This window comes from Vibrio sp. 2-1-2a, assembly GCF_032648565.1.
Classification (GTDB): Bacteria; Pseudomonadota; Gammaproteobacteria; order Enterobacterales; family Vibrionaceae; genus Vibrio; species Vibrio diabolicus.
Genome location: NZ_WBOH01000005.1, coordinates 24,909 through 50,231 on the forward strand (window position 1 = coordinate 24,909; position 25,323 = coordinate 50,231).

A 25,323-nucleotide genomic window follows, 5' to 3' on the forward strand; every position below is an offset into this window, starting at 1 on the left:
AACTCTAGAGGATGCTCACTTCGCTCAGCTATTCGTAATTCCCCGAGCAGCTGACTCAACTCACTGACGATGTTTTTCTGAACCGTATCATTGACCGTGAAGCGAACCGATTCCACCTCTAATACATGGTTGTGCAGCTCGGTCGACGGTGAGACATACTAAAGGGATTGTTTTTAAGGTATTGAAATTAGTTATTAAGTGTTAATTTTACTGGATTGTAGAGTGCTCTACGCATTAAACTAAGTAAGATTTGATACCGCGTCTTAACGCCTGTTAAGGCGCGGTTATTTCGACAGGAACCCCATTCTGTGCGGCAATAGCTGCTTTAGCCTTCACATTTTTCAGTCCGAACTCATCCAGCCACCACTTTAACTCTTTTGGCACCTGTAGGTGATCTTTCTCACCATTGCTGCGGGTCAATGGCTCATGTGCCTCTAAAAATACACTTCTGTCCGGCTCTAGTGATACTTTCACTGGTTGGTTAATGATATTCACTTCTTCACCGTTACGAACTTTTTCAAACAACCATTCAATGTCGCTCGGGTCCATACGAATGCAACCCGCGCTGACGCGCATACCGATGCCAAAGTCTTTGTTGGTACCGTGAATAAGGTATTCACCATTTCCGTAGGCTAAACGCAATGCAAACATGCCAAGCGGGTTGTCTGGACCGGCAGGTACAACGGTTGGCAAGTCAATGCCCTTCGCTTTGTACTCGGCACGAATCGAGGCTGGCGGCGTCCACGTAGGGTTTGGACGCTTTTGGCTAATACGCGTTGTCATCACCGGGGTGTCTCGCCCAATTCGCCCGATTCCCACGGGGAATACATGCACAATATCTTCCCCTTTCGGGAAGTAGTATAAGCGCAATTCCGCTAAATTGATGACGATGCCTTTGTGGGGTACATCTGGGAGGATCAGTTGTGTTGGAATAGTAAGAACGTGTCCCTCTTCTGGCAAGAAGGGATCCACGCCTTTATTTGCCGCCATTAAACCTAGCATCCCGACATCGTAGTGCTTGGCAATATTTGCCATGGTTTCGCCTTCTTGCACGACGTGGTTTTCAAGGCGACCAATTAAACGACTGCCATCCTCTGGTAGCTCGTACATTTTTGCGAATGACAAACCACTCGCTAAAGATAACGATACAGATAACAGCGTACGTTTTGCGAAACTCATTGATCGCTTTTTGCTAAGCATTTCACTTTATTCCTTGGCACTTTTAAAGAGCCGTAAGGTTATCTCTCTTTCTGTCTTGTGATCAACCATCGGCTTGTGATATTCCAGTAAAGAAAATCCCTCCCAAGTCCAAGGTTTATGGATGTATTTGTTTGGCACACTTTTGATTTCAGGCACCCAGTGGCGCACGAATTGGCCATCAGAGTCAAATTTCTCACCTTGGCTTATCGGGTTGAAAATACGGAAGTACGGCTGCCCATCACAACCCGTCGATGCAGACCACTGCCAACCACCATTGTTTGCTGCGAAATCACCGTCCACCAGCTTACTCATGAAGTACGCTTCGCCCCAACGCCAGTCAATGTGTAAATCTTTGGTGAGAAAGCTCGCGACAACCATGCGAAGCCTGTTATGCATCCAGCCTGTTTGGTTGAGCTGACGCATTGCTGCATCGACGATCGGGTACCCTGTCGCTCCAGCCTTCCATCGCTCAAAAGCTTGCTCATCATAAGACCACTGAATTTTATCCTCCCAGTCGATAAAGCCTTTGCCTTTAACGAGCTTTGGTTCGAAAACCAACAGATGCTGATAAAACTCACGCCAAATGATCTCACTCAACCAAGTTGCTTTTCCTTCTGTTAGGTCATTTTGTTGGTTTTCAGCATACAAGCGAGCAATACATTGCCTTGGTGACAATGCACCAATCGCAAGATAGGGAGACAGTTGACTGGTGCCATCAATAGCCGGAAAGTCTCGATCTTCCTTGTAAGCATCACTGCGCTCACGAGCAAATTCCCTAAGCTGCTTTAAAACATCATTGGTCGAAGCAAACCAATTCTCGCTGGACTCTCGAGGATAGCTAAACGTGAAGTCTGAACTAAATCGAATCGGCTCTAATTGTTCCAATAGTTTGCTGCTTAGCGGCACTTGTTCGTGAGGCTTTGTTACCGTTGGCATTTGAAACTGCGTCAACCAAGCACGTTTGAATGGTGTAAATACCTTAAAATACTCACCTTGCTTATTGAGAACCGTCGTTGGTGGGTGCACACATTTGTCGTGAAACAGTTCAAAATCGATATCATGGGAAGCTAGCGCCTCACTCACTTGTGCATCGAGCTCTCGTTCATTCACTTCATATTGAATATTCGCCATAATAGACGTTGCTTCAAGTGTTTTCGCCCATTCACTAATCACTTCGGTACAATCAGAAAACGACGGCACCTCTTTATATAAAAAAGGCACATTCAGGCTTTCCAACTCGTCGTTGAGATACTCTAAACGACGAGCAATGAGATCCGCCTGCATCGGCGCCATGTGGTGTTCTCGCCACTGCTCTGGCGTCGCGATAAAACAAGCGACAACAGGCTGACCTGAATCTAACGCCGCTTTAAGTGCGGTGTGGTCTAACGTTCGTAAATCACGTCGAAACCATACTAAGATCATGGTGTCTCCTTCGTTTCGTCTACTCTGTTAGGTGCAGTTTCTCAATCACTTCAGAACATCCAATACGTTCGCCAAAACGTGTTTGAAGCATTTTGATGGACTCCACTTGCTTAGCTGCCAGCGCTTTATTGGAAAACAGGTAAATGAGCGAGTAGCTATCAACAACTTCGTGCTCCAGTAAACCAGAGACATCATCAACTTTGTCGATCAACGTCGTGTGATACCCTTGCTCACACAACTTCGCTGCTTGAATCCAGCTCTCTGCTTCCCTATGTTGTTCAAAGCTGATAAGCAAGCACTTCCCTTTGGAAGCGGCTTTGTTTTCAGAGTCGATAACAAGGGCAAGACGAGTGATCAAACAAGTTTGAAATAACCCCATCTGCAACGATCTCAGCGATCCTTTAACCATCTCCAGCGCGTCAAATACAGGGTCGATAAATTGTTCAATAACCAAGTTCAATGGATACTCTTTGAGAACAGAGGCAAGTAAGCTCTCCGCTTTGCCTCGATTCAGTTTCGAAAGTGCTGATAACATGGTCTCTACTTCTTCGAGAGTACGAACTTCATTGTTGACTTCTACGTCAGCACTTTTTCCCAAAAGTCCCTTTACTTTACCGATTGCAATCCCCTTCGCGAGCCAACTCTGGACTTCACGAATCGTATCGAGATCTTGCTGTCGATAAAGTCTGTGCCCTTTTTCTGTTCGCTGAGGCTGGATCAAATTGTATCTTCTCTGCCAAGCTCTCAGCGTAACTGGCTTCACACCCGTGATTTCTGCGACATCTCGGATCGCGTATAGTTTTTCTTCTGAACTACAAACCATAGCGTAATCTCATCTCCTGCGGATACGGTTCTAAAAACTTCTGTTTTGCTAAATACTCATCTGGGTAAGTGTTTAAGTAGTGCTTAATCAATGTCAACGGTGCTAATAATGGCAATGTACCAGTGCGGTAGTCATGAATTACTGTTGCTAATTCTTCTTTTTCGTCTTTAGTTAAAGCGCGCTTAAAATACCCTTGTAAATGCATTAGTACGTTAGTGTTGTTTTTTCGGCTAGCACGATTCGCAAGTGCCTTCATAAGACCTAAGCGATACTCTCGATAGAATTCTTCGATTTCATAGCTAGCGACATCGGCAACTAAACGACCAAGAGAGCGGTATGACTCAGGGTGATGCGCCATCAAGGTCAACTTATAGCGCGAATGAAAATCGATAATTTTGCCTCGAGTTGGCTCTCCGTCCATCGAGTCATAAAAGTCGTTCAGGCAAAATACTCGGGTAATAAAGTTTTCTTTTAATACAGGATCGTTGAGTCGACCATCCTCCTCGACGGGCAACCAAGGCATTTTTTTCATCAGCGTTTGTGTGTACAAGCCGACGCCCTCTTTCGCTGCGTTATTTTTGCTATAAACCTTGACGCGCTCCATACCGCAAGTTGGAGACTTGGCGCAGACGATGTAACCGCAAAGTTGCTCGCTTTGTAGTTCCTCCACTTTGTTAGCAGAGTAAGCAAGCATATTATCGGTATGGTCATTTTCTGGATTTTTAGTTTCTACCAGCGCCACACGCTCTTCTTCGGAAATCAAACGAATTGTTGGTCGCGGCACTGGCATTCCGACGCCCACTTCGGGACATACCGAAACAAAGTCAAAATATGGGCTGAGCTCTTTAGTCACAAAGTTACTTACTTTATGACCAGAGTCAAAACGAACTCGTTCACCCAAAACACAAGAACTGATACCTACTTTGATTGAAGATTCCATGATGACGCATCCCTATACAAAATGTTTTGTTGTATAACTTATAGCAAGGCTTTTCAGATTGTACAAGAAAATAAATTGTACAATTTAATCGTTTTACTCTTCTCAAGAGCATTTCGATCAGCGCTTTCTCAAAAGTTTTTGATGTTCTCAGAGTCCATTTTGTGCGCGCAATCGACAAATCGCTCAAAAGCGAATCGATTGCTCTTTTGCTTTCAACAGATTTAGTTATCAATGATGTTCATGGTTTCTAAAAGCGTGGTTTTTGTGACTAAGCTCTCAAGGGGCTACTGTACGTCCCGATATTATTGCTTCAACGAAAACGAACAAGTTCAACAGAATTGGTAATAGCGTTCTATACTAGAGGCGTTTTATCAAAACAAAACTTTGGAGAGCACTTATGGCAACCCCACACATCAATGCACAACCAGGTGATTTCGCTGAAACGGTTCTAATGCCAGGCGACCCTTTACGTGCTAAATACATCGCAGAAACGTTTCTTGAAGATGTGAAGCAAGTTTGTGACGTTCGTAACATGTTCGGCTTTACTGGCACTTACAAAGGCAAAAAAGTGTCTGTTATGGGTCACGGCATGGGTATCCCTTCTTGCTGTATCTACGTACACGAGCTAATCGCAGAATACGGCGTGAAAAACGTAATCCGTGTAGGTAGCTGTGGTGCGGTACGTGACGACGTTAACCTAATGGACGTTGTTATCGGTATGGGTGCTTCTACAGACTCTAAAGTAAACCGTATCCGTTTCAACAACCACGACTTCGCTGCAATCGCTGACTACGGCCTTCTAGAAGAAGCGGTAAACCAAGCGCGTGCTCAACAAGTACCAGTGAAAGTTGGTAACGTATTCTCTGCAGACCTGTTCTACACACCAGAAGCTGACATCTTCGAGAAGATGGAAAAACTAGGCATCCTAGGTGTAGACATGGAAGCGGCTGGTATCTACGGTGTTGCTGCAGACCTAGGTGCGAAGGCGTTAACTATCCTAACGGTTTCTGACCACATCATCCGTGGCGAAAAACTAAGCTCAGAAGAGCGTCAAAAGTCGTTCAACGACATGATGAAAGTTGCGCTAGAAACCGCAATCAACATCTAAGAACAAGTAGTAAGTAATAATTTGCAGCCAGAGTTATTGCTGGCTGCCCGAATTATCCCGAGGGGGCGATTGTGTCTAACGGCGAACTGCCAAAAGACGCAGATGGGTTACAACTCAACTTTTGTAAAACATTGGCGTGTGACAACTTTGGATTGAGTGATGCAAAGCGTTACGTTCTGCAACATGCTAACCCTAAACGTCCGGCGATGGTATGCCGTGAATGTGGAGCTTTCCCCCCCTTACTTAACAATCGCGATGTAGTTAACGAACTTCATCGCCTGCGACACGTCCACAGTGACGGGTTGCCTGCGTGCCGCAATGATGATTGCGAGAACTTTGGACTATCCGTCCACACACATAAACACCTCTACCACGCTTTCGGTTACAGCGGCGATCGTCAACGTTACCGTTGTAAAGCGTGTCAAAGTACCTTTGTTGATAAATGGTCAGGCGCGAACAAGAAGCTACAATTCCAAGAGAATTTAATGGGCTTATTGTTTACTGGTTACTCTGTGCGCGAGATCTGCCGAAAACTCAGTATCAACCCGAAAACCTTTTACGATCATGTTGATCATATTGCGAGTCGCTGTCGCCGTAAATTAGCCACTATTGATGCTCGTTGGGTAAACCACGCAACGCACTATGAATTGGCCTCAAATTATGTTGCGTTGCAGCCAAACAGCAATAATGGTGTCTACTGGATTGTTTCTGGTGAAGCCCACTCTGGCTATATTCTTTGTCAACATGTGAACTATTCTGCTGATGAAGAGCCAATCGCCACGCTAGACCATAACCCGTACGACGAGGTCTCTCGTTTTGTTTCCCAAGAGTACACAGCGGAAGCAAGTGAACCGCCAGCGGAACCTTCGAACCTCCTGCGTGAGCGTATTGACCAAAAATACCAAACCATTTTGGCTCGCGGTAACGTGGAAGATCCTCTTGGTAATCTTTCCGTATTCCATTACCCATCTAAAGGTGCATTAGTTCGTCCGCCTTACACATCATACGCTCATTACCTGCATGTACTTGATATGTGTTGCCCCAACAAACGTGTATCTCTATATATGCCTCAAGATCCCCTACTACGTTCGGCAGCACTGAGCGTTTGTTTGTCTCGAATTAAAGAGAAAAATGTCGACTTGATGTACGTAGAAGAAGATGCAAATTGGGACATGAGCACACCTTTTGGCAAGGTCGATATCGCCTATATGAGCTGGTGGCGAGATCGCTGGGCGATCTCCACTCAAGACGAAAGCCACAAAGGCATTTGCTACCTTGCAGGTGATAGAAATGAGCCCGAGAAATGGTTTAACGTTGCAACAACTCGCCATGTGCAGTTCTATCAAAATCGCTTCCAGATCCTTTTCGAAAGCTTCATTAACGAGCCACGTCGCAAATTACGACCTGCTGGAATTTTACCTCTTTTAGATATATTCAGAGCTTGGCATAATTTGTGCTATCAGGATAAGCAGGGCCTTACCGCCGCACAAAGGCTAGAAGTCACTGATGCTCCTTTGACCATCAAACAGCTCCTATCGTAACTATTGGTATTTAGATGTAGTAATTAGGGGCTGTGACAGTATACATTACGGCACCTAATCGTTTACCAAAGCGTTATCCGCATCGTTTTGGTAATAAAACATGCATCTAACCACTTAATATTAGGTGTGAATTCCAGTTCGATAGTCATGGATGTGAACGTTGGATAAAAACCAAATTCAGCTAGAAGATGAGCTCAAAAAGCTTAAAGGCCAAATAAAAACGGCCCCTGAACACACCTTCAGTATTGCGCAGCAATACCGTATCCGCGCGGAGCAAATTTTATTTGTGGATGGTGAAATCAGAGCATTGTTGATAATGGCGCAGTGCTGTTGGTGCCTAATGGATTACCGACAAGGCTTAAAGCTAGTCAAAGACGCCTATAGCAAGCAAACTCAACTTGAAACCGACGACCACCTGCCCGAAATTCTTCATTTATTTGCTCTTCAATATTGGGGACAAGCAAAGTATTACTCAGCCCAACAATATTGGATTAATGCACTCGAACAATCCGCCCTCGTTGATGATATTGAAATTCAAATCGAATCTCTAATTGGGCTTGGCAACGTATGGCGCATCACAAATGAGCATCAACTTGCCGCTTCCACTCATGAGTTGGCCGTTAAAGTGGCAAACAACGTCCGTATTGCTTGGTTGGAAGGCAAAGCTCGTATCCTGTTGGCTTGGGACTATTACTTACTGAATAAGTTTGTCGAAATGCTAACTGTGCTGGATGGTGCAACCGAAGTACTAAAAGATCATGATGACAGCACATGGCAAGCCGAGATCTGGGACTTTAAAGGCCTAGCGCTACTTGGGCTAGAACGCCTTGATGCCGCAGAAGAAGCCACACAAAAGGCCCATAAACTCGCTATTGAACATGATCTCATTTGGATGAAGGCACACTCGTTTATTAGCCGCGCAAGGCTCGAACTCTTGCGCAAAAATACGGATAGTGCAGCAAAGTTACTACTCGCAGCAGAAGAGTCCGCGCTTAGTTTTGACAACGGCGAGCTACTAAGTCAGATCTGCTTTCAGCAATCTCGAGTCGCTGAAGAGCAAGGTGATTTTGAATCGGCGTTTAACGCGTTTAAAAAATACCGTAAACATGCACTTAAAATGCTCAAAGAACAGACTCATCGAGTCAGTATGGATAAAGCACGCGGCTCCAAACGCCAGCTAGAGCAACGAGCGCGTAAGCTGATTAATCGAATCCGTTCTCAACATGAGTATGACCCTGAAAAACAGTTTTCTAATGTTGTGTCCGAGACCTACTGGTGGGAACAGTTAGTTCTGTTTAAAACAGAGCTCAAACGCTCCAACCACGCGATCATTATGATTCAGCATGCAAACCCCGAATTTCTCGATGTTTGTACTGAGCTAGTTCATGCATTGACGACCTCAAGTGATCTCATCTCACGAATTTCCAGTGACAGACTAGCTATGTTAATTGCAGAGAAAGGTCAAGCAGCAGAAGATGTCTATCGTACGGTTCAGGCAATGTTAGACATCTATCCATGGAAACGTCGCGGGCTAAAAGGTCCCAAACCGATACTGTATTTGCAAGATATCCTGACCTTCCCATTCACTTTAGAGCAACTCGAAGAAAGCTATATTGAGGTAATGAAGCATGGAACAACTGCTTAGCAAGGTTACTGACGCAGGCATCGATCCTTCTTCCGTCTCTGGTGAAGAAGCGATTACGCTGTGGGAGCACATCGGGTTACATATTGCATCCACGAACCGAGAAAAAGCACATTGCTATATCATTAGTGCCGAGTATCGACGAGAAATTAAACAGCTCAACGACAGCATCGAAGAACTACGACAAGCCCTTGAGTTGCTCGTTTTACCCGACGATGTAGAAGATATTCTGTCTGTAAAAGCAAGCTTGAGTGATCGTTTAGTAGAAGTAGGTGACTACAACGCAGCATTAACCGAGTATGTCGCTGCAACGAATATCGCCGTCGAATATGGCTATATTGATGAGTACGTACTGGCTATTATTGGAATGGGCAATTTGTGCGATGCCTATGGGGATCACCATCGCGCCTTGCGTTATTACCAAAAAATCGATGCGATCGATCACGCCATTAGCAGTCGCTCCCTACGTCTGCGCTACAAACTTTACATGCTTGCCTGTTACATCAGTTTGAACCGTACCGCAGACGCACAAGAATTATTGAGTGAGTGTGAAGAGCTAAGTATCCTCGTCAGTGATAAAAACCTTGCTGCGCAAATTCATCTCTACCGAGCCAAACTGCATCGTTTGCAAGAGGATTACCCTAACGCATTGCTTGCTATCTCTAATGTTCAGTATACGACGGGCAGTGCTACCACGTACTGGTTATCCACGATGGTCAAAATCGAGACCGCATATTGTCTAAACGGTGTCGGACACATCTCTTTAGCCAACTTAGTGCTGGACTCTATCGGTAAACGAATTCAGAAGCACTCGTCTCCTCTTGTCGCTCAGCATTTTTACAACGCAATGAGTCAAGTTTACGCTTCTCAAGGGTTATTTCAGAAAGCATTAAACTGTGAAAAAAAGGCGTTTCGCATTGAATCTGACCTAGTCAAACACATTCCCATTGGTGAATTGGGTTCTACTCAATTACGTCGACTTTCTCGTTTTGAGCTACAGCTCAAACTCATTTTGTCAGAACTTGAAAACAAAGAACTCAAGGAAACCACCAAACAACATAAGAATACGGTCGCTCAACTACAGCAAGATGTCTTTACTGACCCGCTAACCTCTTTGCACAACCGACGTTGGTTAGAAGTCAAACTCAAAGACCTGCTTTTGCACGATACTGAATTTGCGTTGATGGTCATCGATATTGACCACTTTAAGTCCATCAATGACGAGCTCAGTCACCTTGTTGGAGACAAAGCGATTAAACGTGTGTCTCAAGAATTAGCAGGATACTTCAAATTTAAAGGCGCTTCTTGCGTTCGCTTTGGCGGTGAAGAGTTTCTTGTCATTCTAGAGAATAGCAATCTAGAACGGGCAGAAATGCATGCCGAGAATTACCGCGAACGCATTTATCAATATGGTTGGGACGATATTCTTGGCGAGCGGGGGTTGACCGTATCGATCGGGATTACCTTACATCGAGAAGGAGAGAATACCCAACGTACCTTCTACCGCGCCGACAAAGCCTTGTACCGCGCCAAAGCCAATGGCCGAAACCAAGTCTGTACCGAACTTTAAACCATGCCCCAACCTTCACTTGGGGCATAACCGTGGCTTTTATTCTCTATTCCTTCCTTTAGTACTACTTAGTTTGAATATAGTCGCCTTCACTTCTTATTGTCCCCGAATAGCAATCGATACGGATATCGCATAAACATAATTCAAGTACAAAATAACTTGATTGAACGATAGTTAAGACAAATACTTAAACTGTTCATTTACGTAAGATTTTCCATTAGGTAACAAGCACAGGCAGGTAAGATGTTTCTAGACTATTTTGCACTTGGGTTACTCATCTTCGTTGCTTTAGTGATCTTCTACGGGATTATCGTTATTCATGATATTCCGTATGAAATTGCTAAAGAACGCGAACACCCTCATCAAGACGCAATTCATTACGCAGGCTGGGTTAGCCTTTTCACTTTACATGCACTGTGGCCATTTTTATGGATATGGGCAACATTGTGGCGCAAGGAGCGAGGCTGGGGCTTCAAACAACTTGAGCAAGAAACGCACGACATTCATCACCGTCTTGAAGAGCTCATCGACGAAGTCAACGAACTCAAAAACGAAGTATCGATGTTGAAACAACAAAAGATTCAGCAAAGGCCTTTGACTGAACAAAGTAAAGAGGACGAATAATGGATTTATTGCTGATTCTGACTTACACAGCCCTTTGTATCGCCATTTTTAAAGTCTTTAATATTCCTTTGAACAAATGGACCGTACCTACAGCCGTACTTGGCGGCGTAGTGTTGGTGGGCACACTCGTCCTTCTTATGAACTACAACCACCCATTTACTCAGTTAGGTAACCAAGTGTTCCCAACTACGCCTATCGTCTCTGGTGTACGTGGCCGCGTTGTGGAAGTGCCCGTTCAAGCGAACCAACCGCTCAAAACCGGCGATATTCTTTTCAAAATCGACCCTGTGCCTTTTGAAGCGGAAGTCGCACGCCTTGAAGCGAAAGTGAAAGAAGCAAACCAAGGCGCGTTGGGTTTAGAGTCTGACTTGAGAGAAGCAGAAGCGGCGGTTTTGAAAGCGCAAGCCGATAGAGATAAAGCACAAAGAGAATTTAGCCGATATCAAAGGGGCTTTGATCGCGGCGCGTTTACGGAACAAGATTTAGATACTCGACGCCAAGCGTACAAAGCGGCAGAAGCCATGCTAGACGTCGCCATTTTGCAGCAAGAGCAAGCACAGATCGCATTAGAGTCGGAAATCGGCGGTGAGAATACCCAAGTCGCGCAACTACTCGCTGAGCTACGTAAAGCAGAGTTCAACCTTGAGCAAACCGTCGTTCGTGCGCCAACCGATGGTTACGTTACGCAATTGGCTTTGCGCCCTGGTGTGATGGCTGTGCCGTTGCCGCTTGCCCCTGCAATGACCTTCGTGCATACCGAAGACATTACGTACACCGCGGCGTTCAGACAAAACTCGCTACAACGTTTGAAGGCAGGCTTTGAAGCGGAGTTTATGTTCCGTGCGATACCGGGCAAGGTATTCCGTGGCGAAGTCATCGACGTGATTCCAGCTATTGGTGAAAGCCAAATTCAAGCCAGAGGTGCTCTGCTTGGTACCGATGCCCTGCGCACAAGCGGACGTGTATTTACGAAGCTGAAAATCACGGACGATTTGAGCGAATACCACCTGCCAATGGGTACCGCGGTTGAAGTCGCCGTTTATTCAGACAGCTTTACTCACGTGTCAGTGATGCGCAAAGTGCTGATTCGCATGAAGAGCTGGCAGAACTATTTGTACCTAGACCATTAATGAACTGCTAGCTCATTCATTTATCGGCAAAAATAGCATCATAAAGTGTAATCGGGGGCTGACAATCAGCCTCCGATTTCATTCTAGCCATCCAGACAGATAGCATTCCCACTTTTATCAATATTCTGTATAATGCGCGCCTTATTTTTAATGCTTGCTAAAAAACAAAGCCAGTCAAAGGGATACGTGAATCAAATCACACATTTCCTGAAGAAAAATAGAGCAAACAATAAGCAACTTGGTTGTTTTGTATATATGTTACACAATCAAATAACCAGTGCTTTCCAACAATATAAATGAACGTTCTTTAAAATCGACCATTGAACTGAGGTTATCTATGAATCTTTCTGCTAAAACCGTTGTGGTTATTGCAATCGGTGCTGCTCTTTACGGCATCGGTGGCCTACCTATGTTTGGCATCCCTGTGTTTGCAAACACAACGCTAAAACCAGTCATGGCAGTATTAGCATTGTTCTCAGTACTATTTGGCCCACTTGTTGGCTTTTTGGTTGGTTTTATTGGCCACTGGGTCACTGACCTATTCGCAGGTTGGGGCGTATGGCTCACTTGGGTACTTGGTTCAGGTATTGTTGGTTTGATTATTGGTCTATTCCCTTCTCTAACGCGCTACCGTTTAGAGAAAGGCGATTTCAATATGAAAGACTTCGCGTTATTCGTAGTACTTGCGCTATTAGGCAACGTATTTGGTTACGGTTGCTCTGCATTCCTCGACACGATTTTATACGCAGAACCGTTCACTAAAGTGTTTACCCAGCTTTCTATTATCGCGATCGGTAACACCATTCTTATTGCTATTGTTGGCTTCTTCATTCTTAAGTCTGTCGCTAAACGTAACAAGCAAAGCCGTAACTTAACAGAGGCTTAATGTCGAATGACAATCGAATTTTCTAACTTCTCTTTTAGATATGAGTCGCTGGACAAACCGACGCTAAAAAATATCAATCTAAGGATAGAGAAAGGAGAGAAAATCGTCATTATCGGTCCAAGTGGTAGTGGTAAATCTACCCTTGGGCAATGTCTTAACGGACTGATCCCACACGCAATCAAAGGGGAAACCAGTGGAACATTGACCATCAATGGTCAAGACACCGCCCCTTTCGACATGCACCAATACACTGAACAAGTTGGCACCGTACTGCAAGATACGGACAGCCAATTTGTCGGCTTGAGCATTGGCGAAGACATCGCATTTGCGCTGGAAAACCAGCTAACTTCTAACATCGACATGTACCCATTGGTCAAAGCCACGGCCAAAATGGTCGACTTGGAACAGATGTTAGATCGCTCTCCCCACGATTTATCTGGCGGACAGAAACAGCGTGTTTCTTTGGCGGGCATTCTCGTCGATGACGTCGATATCCTTTTGTTTGATGAACCACTAGCTGCGCTTGACCCTAAAACGGGTAAAAAAACCATCGAGATCATCGATGATCTACACCGCGAAACGGGCAAAACCATCGTAATCATTGAGCATCGTCTTGAGGACGTTCTGCATCGCTCAGTTGACCGTATTATCTTGATGGAAAGCGGCGAAATCATTGCCGATACAACACCAGATGCAATTTTAGCGTCGCCTCTGCTAGAAGATTACGGCATCCGCGAACCGCTTTATATTTCAGCTCTGAAAGAAGCAGGCTGCGCGATTGAGGGCGATGCAAAACCTTCTAGCTTAACCACATTACCGTTAGAGCAATATAAACCAGCAGTACAAGCATGGTTTGATGGTTCAACAGCACAACGACCTAAAACACCAGCCGAGACTTTACTTGAAGTCTGTGGCCTCACCTATTCTTACGACGGTGAGAAAAACGCGTTAGAAGACGTGAGTTTTGACATCAAGCGTGGCGAGTTTGTCTCTGTACTTGGTAAAAATGGCTCGGGTAAATCGACCATCACCAAACTGATTATGGGCGTTATTGAAGCGGATAGCGGCTCAATGAGCATGAATGGTCAAGATCTTAACGAACTGACCATCTTCGAGCGCAGCCAGAAAGTGAGCGTGGTGATGCAAAACCCGAATCACATGATTTCCCATCACATGATTTTCGACGAAGTGGCCTTCGGCCTCCGTAATCGTGGCATTGAGGAGAAACAAATCGAAGCTAAAGTACTTGAAGTCCTTGAGCTGTGCGGTTTGAGCAAATACCGTCACTGGCCAATCGAAGCATTGAGCTACGGCCAGAAAAAGCGCGTAACCATTGCGTCAATTTTGGTCTTGGAACCAGAGCTTCTGATCCTTGATGAACCGACGGCAGGTCAGGACTACCGGAACTACACGTCTATGCTGAGTTTCATCGAAAAGCTCAATCGCGAGTTGGGCGTAACCGTGATGATCATCTCCCACGACATGCATTTAGTGCTGGAATACACCACACGCTCTATCGTGATTGCAGACAGTAAATTAGTCGCGGATGCACCAATGACGCAGGTATTCAGCAGTCCAGAGCTACTAGACCAAGCAAACCTCACCACAACAAGTCTGTTTGAGTTGGCTACGAAAGTTGGCATCGAAGACACCAATGGCTTTATGCAGCATTTTATCAATGTAGAAAAAGCGCACCGCCAACAAAAAAGCAGCGAAGTAAACCAACCAGAGAAAGCGGTGGCATGAAAGACAATAAGATGAAGTTTGGTATCAACTACATCGATACCCAATCGCCACTTCATAAGTTGAATGGCATTACTAAGTTCTTGCTTTTCATTGCTTGGGTAACGGTGGTGTTGACCACGTTTGACTTGCGAATCATTGCACTGTTGATCGTGCTTGGTTTGGGCTTATTGAAAATGACCAAAGTGCCATTTCATGTCTACAAACCGCTATTATTCGGTACTGGCACGGTATTACTGATCAATGCCCTGTTTATGTTCGCGTTAGCACCGCAACAAGGTACTGAGTTCATGGGCTCATCAACGGTTTTACTCTCATTAGCCGGTAATTACTCGCTCACTCAAGAGACGTTGTTTTATCTAGTAACAGTGACGTTGAAATACTTCAGCATGTTCCCAATCGCGTTAGTGTTTGTATTTACCACTCACCCGACGGAGTTTTCAGCCAGCTTGAACCGCTTGGGTGTGCCTTACAAAATCGCCTATGCCGTGAGCTTAACGCTGCGCTACTTGCCGGAAGTGAAAAAGGACTTTGTTAACATCATGCACGCGCAACAAGCACGCGGAGTAGAACTGAGTAAGAAGGCTCCGTTGTTCACTCGTATGAAGAACGTGGCGAAGGTTCTTGGCCCTCTTATTTTCTCTAGTTTGGACAGAGCCGACCAAATCTCAAACGCGATGACACTGCGTGGTTTTGGCCGTCACTCATCTCGCACTTGGTACAGCTTAAAACCACTGACCAAAGCCGATATGATCTGTATGGCGGTGATTGCGGTGATAGTGATTGCTGCGATCAGCAAGCGTGTTATGGACACACAACTGTTCTGGTATCCGTTTTAAATTCTGAAGCTTCAAACTGAACATAACGTGGTTAGTGTTGTGACCACGTTATGTTTCCCTCTTTCCCCTCGATAACCCGCTCATTAGCCTCTTGCTTGCAGGTTCAAAATAGGCGTGTAATCTCAGCGGCTCGTTGATGTGCCAGAAAGTTGCTTATTTAAGCGACCAACATGAACTAAACTCATCAGTTTTATCAGGGGCTTAATGATCAACTGCGCGCTGCCTACGATGAACAGCCAAGTCCCGCTTTCAATCAACGAATCATTCAAAAAGAAAAAGCTACCAATTAAAAACCAAATAGCTATGAGCAGATCGTTGGCAGCACCTAACGCCTCATAGCGACGTTGAATAACGACGTGACGGTTTCCTAGATCTAAATCCAACTCCCTGCCATGTACCTGCACTGTAAAACCCTCCTTAGCGTTTCGACTCATGTTGTACCCGAGCAATTTCAACATACTTAGGTATAAAACCCTAACGGACCCAATAGATATGTACAACCATAGAAGAAACAACATGAGGATAAAGAAAGGGGTGCCTAAGCACCCAATTCAATGAAGCTATTAACAGTAATTAAATTCTATTACTAGATAGTAAGTACCAACTTAGCTCCACTTTAATAAGCGGGTCTCATTGCCCTCTTCTGGCTTCGCTGGAATATTGAGTGACAGCAGTAAGCTCACAGCCGCCATACCTGCACCGATGTAAAATACGCTAGCAGGAGAAACCAGCCAAATCACACCAAACGTAACGGGTATCACAACCGCCGCAATATGGTTAATAGTAAACGCAACCCCAGCGGTCGACGCCATATCGGCAGGATCGGCAATTTTTTGGAAGTAGGTTTTGATAGCAAGCGCTAGCGCGAAGAACAAATGGTCGACAACATACAATGCAGCAGCCCACTCCGCGGTTTGCACCAAACCATAACCGACGAATACGAAGATCAAACCGACGTACTCAAACATCAGCGCTTTACGCTCACCAACAACGCCGATGAAGCGGCCGATTCGCTTCGCAAACAAGAAGTTAAAGACATAGTTGATCAAAAACAGCAAGGTAATGTCTGCGGCAGAGTAGCCAAACTTCTCTACCATCAAGAAGCCAGCGAAAACAGTGAAAATCTGACGGCGAGCACCACTCATAAACGTGAGCGCATAGTACAACCAGTAACGTTTACGCAGAATGAGTTTCTTGTTTTGAGGCACTTTTGTTTTAAATTGAGGGAAAGCGAATGCCATCACCAAAATAAGCACAAAACCTAGGCCACCAGCCATTAAGTAGACCGTTTTAAAATCAAGTTTGAGCTGTTCGAGCGAAACCCAAATCACACCGTAGGTAAACAGAGAAGCCAAAGCCCCAACAGAAATAAATTTACCCAACATTTCCGGGGCTTCTTCTTTCGATAGCCATTGTAAAGACAAAGACTGCTTTAGTGTTTCAAAGTAGTGGAAACCGGTGGACATTAACAAGGTGGTAAAAAGTAGACCGTATAAAGTGGGAAAATAACCTGTTAATGCCGTACCAAGCGTAAGCATCGCCAAAGAGACGAGCATAAAGCGTTGTTCACGGATAAAAAGTAAAACGAATACCGCAGTGAAAGCTAGAAAGCCAGGTACTTCCCTAACACTTTGAAGTAAACCGATATCAGCGCCATCAAAGTTCGCTTTCTCGATAACAAAGTTGTTCAACAACGCCATCCAGGTAGAAAAAGCAATGGGCACGATAATGGAAATTAATAGGAGGAAATTTTGCGGCGTTCTCCAGCCTTGCGATGAGGTAGTCATGATGTTTCCTTTAAATATGAAGGCATCATCATAGCTTCAAATGTAACAAATTCGCAATATCATTATTATTTTCAACCCAAACCAAGCAGATATTGCATAGGGATATTGTTATGAAGATAAACATCGCACTCAATTCCTTGGCTAAGCGCGATGTTGTAATATCGAGAGAAATAGGTAAAACGCCAGTGATGAGGCTCGTAACTTAATCGATATTCTTTACTGTTAGACGATTCTTAAATTCAAACACATGTTCTGGACACACATCCAAACAGCGGCCACAACTAATGCAGTTTTGATCCATAACTCGACGATCTCCCTCTTTCAATGGTTGTCGAAGCACCTCAGGTTCTGGGCAGACGTAAAAGCAATCCATGCATTTGGTGCAATCTTCGCGGCGTACAGCGGTAACGCGCAACAAGCTTTTTCGGCCTATCACGCCATAGGTAGCACCCAGTGGACATAAGTGCCCACACCACCCATGCTCAACCAAAAGTAAATCCAGTACGAACACCAGGGCGATCAACACCCAACCTGCGCCCATACCAAACATCAATCCGCGATGCAGTGCCGCCACTGGATCTAACCATGTCCAAAGAATCGCGCCTGACAGAGCACTACCCAACATCAAAACAGGGATCAGCCAATAACGAATAGTAGGAGACCAACGGTAGCTCGCTTTAATGTTGAGCTTTCTGCGCAGCCAAGCCGCCAAATCTGTCACGATATTTAACGGGCACACCCACGCACAAAATGCGCGCGGCGCTAAAATCGCGTAGAACACCACGACAATCACTACGCCTAACAGCGCATTAAACTCCGGAACATGGCCTGTCGCCAAAGCTTGAAGCACTATCAACGGGTCACTTAAAGGCACGGTGTCGAACAACATACTCGATGAGAGATTACCAGTTAGAGCCCCTAATGTCGGCCCAGCCATAAACAGCGCAATGATGGTGAGCTGGCATAGTCTGCGTAAAATCAAAAACCGATGCGCGCGCCACCAGCCAAGCTTTTCAACCGCTTCTTTTCCAGCATTTTGAGCTAAGTTCTTTGCCATTACTTACCTCCTTTTAGCGATTCAAGCGCACCTTCCGGTACAGGCGTCTCACTAGGGAGGATATTTTCGAGTGGTTTGTCGATCTCTTTCCAACCAAAATTGTAGTGACTGCCCACTTTGCCTTTCGCCAAATCCGTCGGGACGACTTTAATAGCAGCGACATCCAACACGCACGCTTGTTCGCACTTGCCACATCCGGTACACACTTCGGAATTCACTGTTGGGATAAGTTTGGCGTGATAACCGGTTCGATCGTTGTGAACCATCTCTAATGTGATGGCTTCATCAATCAGCGGACAAACGCGATAACAAACGTCGCATCGTAGCCCTTGCCAGTTCAGGCAAGTTTCATGGTCAATAAGAACCGCTGTACCCATTCGAGCATCATCAATATCGGTTAGCTTCGGATCCAGCGCCCCACTCGGACAAGCGACCACACAAGGGATGTCTTCACACATTTCGCAGGGAATATCGCGTGCAGTAAAGTAAGGTGAACCAGTGGCTACAGGAGAAAGTAATGTCGCGAGTTTCAATGTGTCGTAAGGGCATGCTTGAACACACAAGCCACATCGAATACAGGCTGATTCGAAATCGCCTTCTGGCAAAGCACCGGGTGGGCGAATAGGCACACCTTTAGTTTCTCGAGCTTGGCTTTGCAGCGATTGTAAGCCCAACACACACGCCGCTGCGCCAACGCCTGCCGCAGTTCGGACAGTATCACGCAAAAATCGACGCCGACTTTGCGATGTTTTAGACTGAGAGGATTTCATGCTATTTCCTCAACGAAACTCCTTTATCAAGTTAAGCATAAATAGCGCTAAACGTACCTCTTCCCCATACCTCATAAGAGGTAACTCCATCCTCAATTGATTCAAGTCAACTGATGTACAGTGCCGTCGTCACAGTTTGAATCATTCCATTTATTTCCTCCAACATGAAATTCACCACGATACTCTGCCGTGCACGCCATTTTCAGTACAATAATTCAACACCTTTGCAATCTATTCGCTAAATTCAAAGATAAATGACTACTAAAATTTAGAAAAACATCGCTATAACAACCTAATTTAAAAGGTGTTTACCTCTCAAACTTCAAAAAATACTATCCAAAATAAGGAACTGTGGTTAGATTGAAAATTAATACTAAAAAGCGAAGGAGAGAAGCATGGAAATTATCGTACGTCCAACAACCGTTGAAGACGCAGCGGCACTCGTAGAAATCTATTCACAACCAAAAGCACAACGTGAAACCCTGCAACTCCCAAAACCTTCGCTCGCAATGTGGGTAGAACGATTGTCAAATATGCCCGCTGGCGTTTACAGCTACGTCGCTGAAATCGATGGTAAAGTAGTGGGTAACATTGGCTTTCATCACTCACAGCGTCCAAGAACGGCGCACACGGCCGCGTTTGGTATTGGCGTTCACGACCAGTTTCACGGCCTAGGCGTGGGAAGTAAGTTAATTGAAACCATCATCGAGTTGGCGGATAACTGGTTGAATGTAAGACGCATCCAGTTAGAAGTGAATGCCGACAACGAGGCCGCGATTGGCCTGTACAAAAAGCATGGTTTTGAAATTGAAGGAGAGGCGATTGATGGCTCCTTCCGAGATGGCGAGTTCATCAATACCTATTACATGGCACGTATCAGGCCAAGTAAAAAATAAATCAAAGCCTCCTAATTGGAGGTTTTTCTTTTTAAACTTCTACTCACTTTCCTAAGTGAGCCAGCGCTCTGCTAGTCAATGCTTCTGTGTAAGGATTGATCTTCCAGTGATCAGGGCTCCAGCCTTTCACAAAGCGTTGAAAGTCAGCCCACGCAACCGCAAACAAAGGACGCCATTCGCGCTCGACTTCATTGGGGTCAAGATTCGGCTGATAAACCATTAACGCCTGTTGCAACTGAGCAAAATACGTATCCAAGACCCAAACTTCCATCTCTGCACAACGTTCTGGCTTGACGGCGCTGCTCATGAACAGTGCTACATCTTTCATCGCACAGCCATGTCCGATGTATTGAAAGTCGACCGCAGCAACGCTTGATTCTTCTCGATCAAAACAGAAGTTCGCCAATTTGGCATCACCGTGTACAAGCGTCTTGAACTTGGCTTGCGAAAGCGTTTGATCAATTAATTGAGCGGCATCTTTTAGCTCGGTGTCTTGCAGCACCTCAAGCTCATCGGGTCTGGTTGCCAAGTGCCAATACGTGCCGCTATGCCACAGCTTATCCGAGCGAACACCGATGTAGCGCGCATGAAAGTTCGCCAACCAAGCAAGGCAGGCTCGTAGATGCTCTAGCTTTGCATCGGTGATGACTTTTGGAAAGCCCGCCTCGGCGAGATCTTCCATCACGATGAGCCATTCATTCTCCGATTGGAACGTTTTTAGACCTTGTGGTACTCGGCAGCGAGTGCTCACCTCTCTGGAAAAATGCGTATACCAATTCACTTCCACCTGATAAGAGTGCAGCTTTCTTTGGTGAGAGCGGTCCGTATTCCAACCTCTTGGGTGCTCTGAAGGCTTAGGGAGTTTTACATGCTTAATGATCACCGAACAAGTTGAATAATTAACTCGGACTAACTCACCATAGCCTCCCCATAGCGATTGTATGACTTCTACCGATTGATAATTCCCAAGCTTTAGCTCCTGGCCAATGCTTTGGTAACGTTGGTGGTTGTCGTTCATCATCATGCAAGCAGATGTGACCACGCTTGGTTTTTCTCCATATAATGAATGACATATGGACAGACTGGTTTGATTTGGTAACCGAGTGCCTCAATTTCTGGCAATACCGCTTCCATCATCACTTTTCCGTACCCTTTACCTCGTAATGCTTCAGGAACTACGGTTGATGTGATGTGCATGACATTGTTCTCAAGCTGATAAACCACCTTGGCTTTATAACCTTGTTCTAAATCAACCCAAAATGTGTTGTTTTCAACTTCATGAGTTACTTTATGCATATCTTGCTCTCTAATTTTTGTTACGGATTGATTGAATCAAACTATATCACTGAATAGAATCAACACCATGCGGAAGTGCTCTGTCACTTCACGCCATTACCTTCTCAAATCAGGTACGACAATAATAATGAGAAATATGAGCCCTATTGCCAGAGACGGCAAACTACCTCTGCAAAGCAAGAAGGCACCCGAACGTCAGGCAAGTACACTAAATAGCACCGATGCAATGGCAATGGTCGAACATGGCAGTGAAGTAAGTTTAAACGTCACGACACCTGTTGGTACCAAGTTTATTACAACCAGCACATTTGTCGGCTGTCACTCAAATAATACCGCATTGATAGAGGTTCCGAACATCTCCGATGAGGACTTGAAATTCTATTTTCAAGAAGGCTTTTGGATCAATGTAAAAGCGTACTCTCATCGAGGGGAAGGTGCTGTCATTCCATTTCGGGCGCAATTGCAGCACCGACTCGGCGACCCGTATCCAATTTTAGTGCTAAGTCTACCTAACACCATGCAGGTCTTTCAGCTTCGTAAAGAAGTACGTTACGAAGTGAATTTGAGGGCGCGCGTTTGTTTAGAAGCCTATCGAACTGAATGCGAGATAAGAGATTTATCTCGTAGTGGGTGCCGCTTTGTGACATCACCAATGAGCCGACCACTTCAGGTTGGTGATCGCGTTTCATTGGACCTAACCATGCCCGGTGAAAGCCACATGCTCGCGCCATTGCGAGGTCGTATTTGTAACTTACAAAAATCGACACACCATGCTCGCTATGGAATGGAGTTTGATGAAGTTGGTAAAACCAACGCTAAAAGTCTCCTGAGTCACCTAAAATTTGATGGGACTAAACTCACACTAAAAAGGTAGCTTTGATAACGAGCACCAAGCATCGGCCAGTTTTGATACCCGGAAAACAAGAAACCCCTTACTGTAAAGTAAGGGGTTTTGTTTACTAAGAATAAGGCAGAGTCTTAGATAACAGTTTCGACTTAGAAGTCGTAACGTAGACCTAGCGCTAGCTCATCTTTTTCATCAGCGCCTTCGTTATCCATTAGATCGAAGTTGTATGATGCGTAGCCACGGAAGTTAGGCTTGAAGTAGTAAGTAACATCAACAGCTAGGTTTTCTACAGTATCTGCGTCTTCTAGCTCACCTTTGTTGAACGTAGAAGTAAATACAGTTTGACCCATAGTGTATGATGCAGCTAGTTCGTAGCCTTTGTAATCCGCAGACTCACCTGCAACATCCACGTCTGCGCCTGTGTAGTTACCAGCGAAGTAGAAATCACCTACAGAGTATGCAGCAGCAAGCATGAACTCATCACTATCGTTTTGGTCTGCATAACCAGCACCTAGTTCAATACCAGTATTAGCAAATGCGTAGATACCAGATAGAGAGAAGCCATCTTCCTCGTTGTCTGTAAAACCTTTTGCATCTGTTGTGCGATCAGCAAAGCGGTAGCTAGCACGTACAGCTAGTTGCTCGAATTGGCCTTTGTAAGAAAGCATGTTGTCTGTACGGTCAGATACAGGCAGTTTAAGTGCTGCAGTGTTACCGTGGTAAGCCATAATATCGGTAAAGTCAGTAAGAACGAATAATGCACCGTCGTTTTTACCGTAAGTTAATTCACCGTATTTACCGCCTAGGCCTGCGTAAGCGTAACGAGTTTCAAGATCACTGTTGTTATCTACGGCACCTTCTTCTTTTGTTTCGAACTCACCTTCCCAAAAACCAACACCGTATAGATTTTCATTGATTTCCTGTTTGCCTAGGAAGTTAAGACGGATGCGAGTACGGTCTTTTGCCTTACCATCCATCATAGAAAGACGCGCTTCAGCGCGGCCGCCCATCTCAAGAGAAGTGCCATCTTGGTTGTATAGTTCTGAAGCGACAACTTGAGATCCTGATGCCATTAGCGCCACTGCTACAGCTAAAGTTTTTAATTTCATTGTTATTTTCCATATCATTGTTTTATATGTGTTTTCTCACCAGAAAAACAGGACTTTTCTGTACCAACGAGAAAACTGGCGGCATAGTAGCAGCTGTTATTTTTCACGCAACGCGTTGAATAAACAGCACTTATAGAAGAAAACACCAAGTAAAATGACGATATGAATACCTCTCAACCATCAAGTTATCGGTTGAGGTAAAAAAATCGTTCGCGTCAAAAAAATTTTGACGCAAAAAATGTAAAAACAATCTCATTATATGTGATTTTACTCGCAAAATATTTTCACTAAATGACTGTTTTAGATAGACTTCCTGATTTTAAATCAGTTTCTCACAAACAAAAAAATCCCCAAGCAATAGCTCAGGGATTTATACATTTTGTTAGGCGAATAGCGAATTAAAGCTTAAAGAAGCTCAATTGCTCTTTCTGCTTCTCTGCGAGTAATGAAAGTTCCGTACTCGCGCTTGCGCTTTGACTAATACCCGCCACATTCTGGTTAACCAGTTCAGACATGTTAACCACGTTGCGGTTGATGTCTTGAGTGACTTGAGACTGCTCTTCGGCTGCGGTTGCCACTTGCGTGTTTGAATCGTTAATGTTGGCTACCGACTCGGTAATACCAACCAATGCCTCATTCGCTTGTTGCGTCAGTTCGTTGTTACGACTGAGCATATCAAGGCTGACTTGCATGCTGTCATTCGCAAGCCCAGACTGCGCTTGAAGTTCTTCAATAATCGTTTGGATCTCTTGAGTCGAGTCTTGCGTGCGTGCCGCGAGCATACGTACTTCATCCGCAACAACCGCAAAACCACGACCAGACTCACCAGCACGCGCTGCTTCAATCGCAGCGTTCAATGCGAGTAAGTTGGTCTGCTCAGAGACACCGCGAATCACTTCAATAACGTCGTTGATCTGAACCGACTGCTCTTTTAAACGCAGTACCACTTGCGCTGCATCGTTCAATGCCTGAGACATCTGTGCGCTTGCTTCTGCGCTCTCTTGGAAGATAGCCAGACCTGATTGTGCAAGGCCATCAGCTTCGCGAGCTGTCGAATCCGCAGACGTTGCGTTATCGCTCACGTTGTTTGCCGTGCTAGCAAGTTCATTAACAGCCGATGCGACTTGTTCGATCTCGGCTAGCTCTAGCTGAGCATTCGCTTCTGCTTGCGTCATTACTGCGGCAAGCTCAGTCGATGCCGATGCAACCTCTTCACTGATGCGAGTAAGCTGGTCGACCGTGTTATAAAGCTGTTCTGCTGTTTGGTTAACATCTTTGCTCAGCTTCGCAATTTCGTTATCACCATCTACATCTGCGCGAACTGATAAGTTGCCCATTGCCAACTGACGCATCACTTCTTGAAGTTTTTGAATAGGCGTAACAATCATGCCTGATAAGATCCACGCCCCGACCAATGAGAACGCAAATACCGCAAGAACTGTCAGCATAGCGTTGTTTTGTACACGCTCATTCTGTTGATGGCTTCTTATGGTTGACTGCTCTGCTTGGTCATTCACATGCTTCGACAGAGTATTGATTTGTTGAACCATTTCTCGGCCAACATTACGGTACTCTTTAATGAATGCACGGTACTCACTGTCCGATTTCAAGCCTTGATCGTACTGGTTAAAGAAAGCCACTGAGCGCTCTGAATATCGAACATAGGCTTCGATCGCTTGGCGAACTTTAATCGCATCTTCACGAAACAGATTACGAGATTCAATCGCACTTAAATCAGCCTCAACCTGCTTTAAGCCTTCTTTCAATTCATTAAGAAAATTTTCACGACGGGAAGCGTCGTAGATAGCGTAAACCGCTGTAATACGAAGTGGATAAATTTCATCGTCAATACGCGCCAAAGTGTCTTTATGGAAAACCAAAGACTCTTGGTTGGAAGCAATAACATCTTGCTCATCTTGAAGATTGTTTTTAGTAATCCACAAAGCAATAAACAAAACAATCGCGGTAAATAATACCGGAACCAAAATTTGCGTTCGTACTGACAAATTTTTCAGTGATAACTGCATGACTGGACCTCAGTTGTATGCGTGATGCCTATATCCAAACGAACTCAAGTAACTCTCAATACTGAA

The 25,323-nt window shown here is 45.0% G+C and carries 23 protein-coding genes; 11 read left to right on the forward strand and 12 right to left on the reverse strand.

Features of this window, described 5'->3' with window-relative positions; all coding sequences use genetic code 11:
- Nucleotides 1-273 precede the first annotated feature (273 nt).
- From F7Y48_RS14515 to F7Y48_RS14530, 4 genes are read right to left on the reverse strand one after another with little or no spacing between them, the layout of a single operon-like run.
- Nucleotides 274-1,200, reverse strand: a complete 927-nt coding sequence (locus tag F7Y48_RS14515) for a L,D-transpeptidase family protein (RefSeq protein ID WP_005394922.1) — start codon at nucleotides 1,198-1,200, stop codon at nucleotides 274-276.
- 6 nt (nucleotides 1,201-1,206) lie between these two features.
- A complete protein-coding gene (gene phrB, locus F7Y48_RS14520) occupies nucleotides 1,207-2,622 on the reverse strand; it encodes a deoxyribodipyrimidine photo-lyase (RefSeq protein WP_316684903.1) in 1,416 nt (471 codons plus the stop codon).
- Nucleotides 2,623-2,641: 19 nt separating this feature from the next.
- Complete coding sequence (locus F7Y48_RS14525) at nucleotides 2,642-3,445, reverse strand: MerR family transcriptional regulator (RefSeq protein ID WP_047009571.1); 804 nt, start codon at nucleotides 3,443-3,445, stop codon at nucleotides 2,642-2,644.
- Nucleotides 3,435-4,385 (reverse strand): YbgA family protein, encoded by a 951-nt coding sequence (locus F7Y48_RS14530; RefSeq protein WP_065646347.1) that lies wholly within the window; start codon nucleotides 4,383-4,385, stop codon nucleotides 3,435-3,437. Before F7Y48_RS14530 ends, F7Y48_RS14525 begins: the two co-directional genes overlap by 11 nt.
- Nucleotides 4,386-4,782: 397 nt before the next feature.
- On the opposite strand from F7Y48_RS14530, the gene deoD reads away from it, so the two are divergent.
- The 9 genes from deoD (at nucleotide 4,783) to F7Y48_RS14575 (ending at nucleotide 15,468) form a co-directional block, all read left to right on the forward strand.
- Nucleotides 4,783-5,493: a purine-nucleoside phosphorylase gene (deoD, locus tag F7Y48_RS14535; RefSeq protein ID WP_005394915.1), complete on the forward strand. Its 711-nt coding sequence runs from the start codon at nucleotides 4,783-4,785 to the stop codon at nucleotides 5,491-5,493.
- A 71-nt stretch (nucleotides 5,494-5,564) separates the two neighbouring features.
- Nucleotides 5,565-7,034, forward strand: a complete 1,470-nt coding sequence (locus F7Y48_RS14540) for a hypothetical protein (protein WP_005394913.1) — start codon at nucleotides 5,565-5,567, stop codon at nucleotides 7,032-7,034.
- Nucleotides 7,035-7,194: 160 nt separating this feature from the next.
- Nucleotides 7,195-8,679, forward strand: a complete 1,485-nt coding sequence (locus tag F7Y48_RS14545) for a tetratricopeptide repeat protein (protein ID WP_047009573.1) — start codon at nucleotides 7,195-7,197, stop codon at nucleotides 8,677-8,679.
- A complete protein-coding gene (locus tag F7Y48_RS14550; protein ID WP_006741935.1) occupies nucleotides 8,663-10,246 on the forward strand; it encodes a diguanylate cyclase in 1,584 nt (527 codons plus the stop codon). Before F7Y48_RS14545 ends, F7Y48_RS14550 begins: the two co-directional genes overlap by 17 nt.
- A gap of 243 nt (nucleotides 10,247-10,489) precedes the next feature.
- A complete protein-coding gene (locus F7Y48_RS14555; protein WP_006741936.1) occupies nucleotides 10,490-10,870 on the forward strand; it encodes a DUF3302 domain-containing protein in 381 nt (126 codons plus the stop codon).
- A complete protein-coding gene (locus F7Y48_RS14560; RefSeq protein WP_316684912.1) occupies nucleotides 10,870-12,000 on the forward strand; it encodes an HlyD family secretion protein in 1,131 nt (376 codons plus the stop codon). The genes F7Y48_RS14555 and F7Y48_RS14560 overlap by 1 nt, the downstream gene beginning before the upstream one ends.
- Nucleotides 12,001-12,337: 337 nt before the next feature.
- A complete protein-coding gene (locus tag F7Y48_RS14565; protein ID WP_258506173.1) occupies nucleotides 12,338-12,886 on the forward strand; it encodes an ECF-type riboflavin transporter substrate-binding protein in 549 nt (182 codons plus the stop codon).
- A gap of 6 nt (nucleotides 12,887-12,892) precedes the next feature.
- Complete coding sequence (locus F7Y48_RS14570) at nucleotides 12,893-14,632, forward strand: ABC transporter ATP-binding protein (protein WP_316684914.1); 1,740 nt, start codon at nucleotides 12,893-12,895, stop codon at nucleotides 14,630-14,632.
- The gene (locus F7Y48_RS14575) at nucleotides 14,629-15,468 is read left to right on the forward strand and encodes an energy-coupling factor transporter transmembrane component T (protein WP_316684916.1); all 840 of its coding nucleotides are present in this window, start codon (nucleotides 14,629-14,631) and stop codon (nucleotides 15,466-15,468) included. Before F7Y48_RS14570 ends, F7Y48_RS14575 begins: the two co-directional genes overlap by 4 nt.
- Nucleotides 15,469-15,590: 122 nt before the next feature.
- On the opposite strand, the gene F7Y48_RS14580 is transcribed toward F7Y48_RS14575, so the two are convergent.
- The 4 genes from F7Y48_RS14580 to napG form a co-directional block, all read right to left on the reverse strand.
- A complete protein-coding gene (locus tag F7Y48_RS14580) occupies nucleotides 15,591-15,872 on the reverse strand; it encodes a YrhK family protein (protein WP_005394897.1) in 282 nt (93 codons plus the stop codon).
- A gap of 201 nt (nucleotides 15,873-16,073) precedes the next feature.
- Nucleotides 16,074-17,255 (reverse strand): MFS transporter, encoded by a 1,182-nt coding sequence (locus tag F7Y48_RS14585; RefSeq protein WP_048625376.1) that lies wholly within the window; start codon nucleotides 17,253-17,255, stop codon nucleotides 16,074-16,076.
- 202 nt (nucleotides 17,256-17,457) lie between these two features.
- Nucleotides 17,458-18,312 carry a quinol dehydrogenase ferredoxin subunit NapH gene (gene napH / locus F7Y48_RS14590; protein WP_258506192.1) on the reverse strand — a complete coding sequence of 285 codons (855 nt, stop codon included), beginning with the start codon at nucleotides 18,310-18,312 and terminating at the stop codon, nucleotides 17,458-17,460.
- Complete coding sequence (napG, locus tag F7Y48_RS14595; protein WP_015313573.1) at nucleotides 18,312-19,082, reverse strand: ferredoxin-type protein NapG; 771 nt, start codon at nucleotides 19,080-19,082, stop codon at nucleotides 18,312-18,314. Before napG ends, napH begins: the two co-directional genes overlap by 1 nt.
- A gap of 395 nt (nucleotides 19,083-19,477) precedes the next feature.
- On the opposite strand from napG, the gene F7Y48_RS14600 reads away from it, so the two are divergent.
- Nucleotides 19,478-19,978 carry a GNAT family N-acetyltransferase gene (locus tag F7Y48_RS14600; protein ID WP_046875775.1) on the forward strand — a complete coding sequence of 167 codons (501 nt, stop codon included), beginning with the start codon at nucleotides 19,478-19,480 and terminating at the stop codon, nucleotides 19,976-19,978.
- Between the two features lie 43 nt (nucleotides 19,979-20,021).
- On the opposite strand, the gene F7Y48_RS14605 is transcribed toward F7Y48_RS14600, so the two are convergent.
- Entirely contained in the window at nucleotides 20,022-20,996 is a 975-nt protein-coding gene (locus F7Y48_RS14605) for a phosphotransferase (RefSeq protein ID WP_373925373.1), read from the reverse strand.
- Nucleotides 20,997-20,998: 2 nt separating this feature from the next.
- Nucleotides 20,999-21,274, reverse strand: a complete 276-nt coding sequence (locus tag F7Y48_RS14610; RefSeq protein WP_006741945.1) for a GNAT family N-acetyltransferase — start codon at nucleotides 21,272-21,274, stop codon at nucleotides 20,999-21,001.
- A gap of 127 nt (nucleotides 21,275-21,401) precedes the next feature.
- Between F7Y48_RS14610 and F7Y48_RS14615 the strand changes: the two genes are divergently transcribed.
- Complete coding sequence (locus F7Y48_RS14615; RefSeq protein ID WP_043884593.1) at nucleotides 21,402-22,148, forward strand: flagellar brake protein; 747 nt, start codon at nucleotides 21,402-21,404, stop codon at nucleotides 22,146-22,148.
- A gap of 122 nt (nucleotides 22,149-22,270) precedes the next feature.
- On the opposite strand, the gene F7Y48_RS14620 is transcribed toward F7Y48_RS14615, so the two are convergent.
- Both F7Y48_RS14620 and F7Y48_RS14625 read right to left on the reverse strand, forming a co-directional pair.
- Nucleotides 22,271-23,230 (reverse strand): porin, encoded by a 960-nt coding sequence (locus F7Y48_RS14620; RefSeq protein WP_085342566.1) that lies wholly within the window; start codon nucleotides 23,228-23,230, stop codon nucleotides 22,271-22,273.
- 398 nt (nucleotides 23,231-23,628) lie between these two features.
- The gene (locus tag F7Y48_RS14625) at nucleotides 23,629-25,257 is read right to left on the reverse strand and encodes a methyl-accepting chemotaxis protein (protein ID WP_316684945.1); all 1,629 of its coding nucleotides are present in this window, start codon (nucleotides 25,255-25,257) and stop codon (nucleotides 23,629-23,631) included.
- Between the last annotated feature and the right edge of the window lie 66 nt (nucleotides 25,258-25,323).